Source organism: Bradyrhizobium sp. 142, from assembly GCF_023074015.1.
In the GTDB taxonomy this organism is placed as follows: domain Bacteria; phylum Pseudomonadota; class Alphaproteobacteria; order Rhizobiales; family Xanthobacteraceae; genus Bradyrhizobium.
Genome location: NZ_JADPKQ010000368.1, coordinates 1 through 2,564, shown reverse-complemented (window position 1 = coordinate 2,564; position 2,564 = coordinate 1). Strand labels below are relative to the sequence as shown.

At 62.9% G+C, this 2,564-nt stretch carries 2 protein-coding genes; both read left to right on the top strand.

The window, feature by feature from the left end; genetic code table 11:
- The first annotated feature begins 136 nt into the window (after positions 1 to 136).
- Positions 137 to 1,615 carry an IS21 family transposase gene (istA, locus tag IVA82_RS33780; RefSeq protein WP_247383843.1) on the top strand — a complete coding sequence of 493 codons (1,479 nt, stop codon included), beginning with the start codon at positions 137 to 139 and terminating at the stop codon, positions 1,613 to 1,615.
- Positions 1,612 to 2,421: an IS21-like element helper ATPase IstB gene (gene istB / locus IVA82_RS33775; RefSeq protein WP_247383842.1), complete on the top strand. Its 810-nt coding sequence runs from the start codon at positions 1,612 to 1,614 to the stop codon at positions 2,419 to 2,421. The genes istA and istB overlap by 4 nt, the downstream gene beginning before the upstream one ends.
- Positions 2,422 to 2,564 lie beyond the last annotated feature (143 nt).

The window sequence follows — 2,564 nt, the reverse complement described above, 5'->3', positions numbered from 1 at the left end:
GACCGGAGTTACCCCGGCAGCGGCGTCGACGCCCGGAGGGGCCTCATTTGGCGGTAACGGCGGCTGGTAAGGGATCGGTTTTCTCATTCGAGAGGACCCCAATTCCTTGGCTGGCCGACACGTCACCGATCAACAAATGAGGCTTTTCATGAGCTTGCGTCGCAACCATTCACCAGCCATCGCCGCTGCCAAGGCTGGTTTCAGCACATCCGCCGCCTACCGGTTCGAAAAGGATCCCCGACTTCCCACCCAGAAGAAGTCGCCCCGCGAACGTCGCCGGGCTGATCCATTCGCCGATGTCTGGGAGAACGACGTCCTTCCGATGCTGAAGGCCGCCCCTGGCTTACGGCCGATCTCCGTGTTCGAGGAACTATGCCGCCGGCATCCGGAGCTGGGCTCCGGGACGCGGCGAACGCTTGAGCGGCGGATTCGGGCGTGGCGAGCGGTAAACGGCCCGGATCGGGAGGTGATCTTCCGCCAGGAACATCCACCTGGCCGCATGGGATTGTCGGACTTCACCGAGGTCGCCGACCTCGGCATCACCATCGCCGGCCAGCTGCTGGACTGCCGGCTCTATCACTTCCGTTTGCCCTTCTCCGGCTTCGAACACGCCCATGTCGTCCTCGGCGGCGAAAGTTTTGTCGCACTGGCGGAAGGGTTGCAGAACGCCCTGTGGTCGCTGGGCGGGGTTCCCGAGCAGCACCGAAGCGACAGCCTTTCGGCCGCCTTCCGCAATCTCGGCGCCGACGCCAAAGAGGATTTGACGACACGCTACGAGGCGTTCTGCGGCTACTACGGCATGACGCCGACCCGCAACAATGCCGGCGTGTCGCATGAGAACGGCTCGATCGAAAGCGCGCATGGCCATCTCAAAAGAGCGCTCGCCGACGCCCTGTTGCTGCGCGTCTCGCGCGACTTCGACGATCTTGCGGCATGGCGGGGCTTCGTCGACGAGATCGTTGGCCGCGGCAACGCGCGCAATGCCAAGCGCATCGATCAGGAGCGGATGGTGCTGAAGAAACTGCCGGTCCGCAAGACCGCCGATTATGAGGAGGTCAACGTCGACGTCACGACATCCAGCGCCTTCACGTTGCGTAAGGTGTTTTACTCGGTCCCATCCCGGCTGATCGGTCACCGGCTGCGCGTGCGGCTTTATGATGACCGGCTCGAATGCTTCCAGGGCGCCACGCACATCGTCACCTTGCGGCGCGGGCGAGCGCAGCCAAACGGCAAGCATGGCCATGTCATCGACTATCGCCATGTCATCCACTCCCTGCGCCGCAAGCCGATGGCGCTGCTCAATCTGGTCTATCGCGACCAGCTCTTTCCTCGCCGCGCCTACGCCCTTGCGTTCGACGCCTTGCTCGCTGGAATTGGCGAGAGACCAGCCTGCCGCACCATGGTCGGTCTTCTGGCGCTCGCACACGAACGTGCCTGCGAGGCGGAACTCGGCGCTGTGCTGCAAGCCACGCTCGACGACGGCATCCTCCCCGATCTCAAGGCGCTGATCGAACGCTTCCGCCCGAAGGGCATGGCACTGCCGGTCGTTATCGTCACGCTACCGTCGCTCGCCATCTACGACCAGATCGCCGCGGCCGTGGGAGAAGCCGCATGAACGCGACCGTCAAGATCGACGCAGCCCGTATCGAACTGCTGCTCAGCGAACTGCGGCTGCCCGGCATCAAGCTGATCTGGGCCGCCCTGGCGGAGACCGCCGACAAGCAAGGCTGGCCCGCCGCCCGCTTCCTGGCCGCTCTTGCCGAACAGGAGATGGTGGAGCGAAGCCGGCGCCGCTTCGAACGTCATCTGGAGGAGGCGCGCCTACCGCCGGGAAAGACCCTCGACGCGTTCGACTTTGATGCCGTGCCGATGATCTCAAAGGCGCAGGTGCAGGCGCTCGCCGCCGGTGACGCCTGGCTCGAAAAGGGCGCCAATCTCTTGTGTTTTGGCCCGCCTGGCGGAGGTAAATCGCATCTGGCGGCGGCGCTCGGCATGGCCCTGATCGAAAAGGGCTGGCGTGTGTTGTTCACCAGAACCACCGATCTCGTGCAAAAACTCCAGATCGCGCGCCGTGATCTCGCGCTCGAAGCGGCGATCGCCAAACTCGACAAATATCATCTGCTGATTCTCGACGATCTCGCCTACGTCACCAAGGATCAAGCCGAGACCAGCGTTCTGTTCGAGCTGATCAGCGCCCGCTATGAGCGGCGATCGATGCTCATCACCGCCAATCAACCATTCGGCGAATGGGGAAAAATCTTCCCGGACCAAGCTATGACCCTCGCCGCCATCGATCGCCTTGTTCATCACGCAACGATCCTGGAGATGAATGTCGACAGCTATCGGCGGAAAGCGGCTGTCGACAAGGCTCGAGGCGCCGGACGTCCGCCAACGCGCGCGACAATCAAAGGCTCAGCCTGATTGTCGCTCCACGACAATCAAATCACGCGTCACGAAAATATCGCTTGCGTTATCGTCGGGCCGCGACAATCATCCTCCCGCCGCGACCGCCAAAATGGCCATCCTGATTGTCGCTGGCTTCCCATCCAGATTGTCGCGCTACA

What these genes read in the sequence shown, in the direction of transcription:
- istA (WP_247383843.1), top strand. Translation starts at nt 137, where the DNA reads ATGAGGCTTTTCATGAGCTTGCGTCGCAACCATTCACCAGCCATCGCC.
- istB (WP_247383842.1), top strand. Translation starts at nt 1,612, where the DNA reads ATGAACGCGACCGTCAAGATCGACGCAGCCCGTATCGAACTGCTGCTC.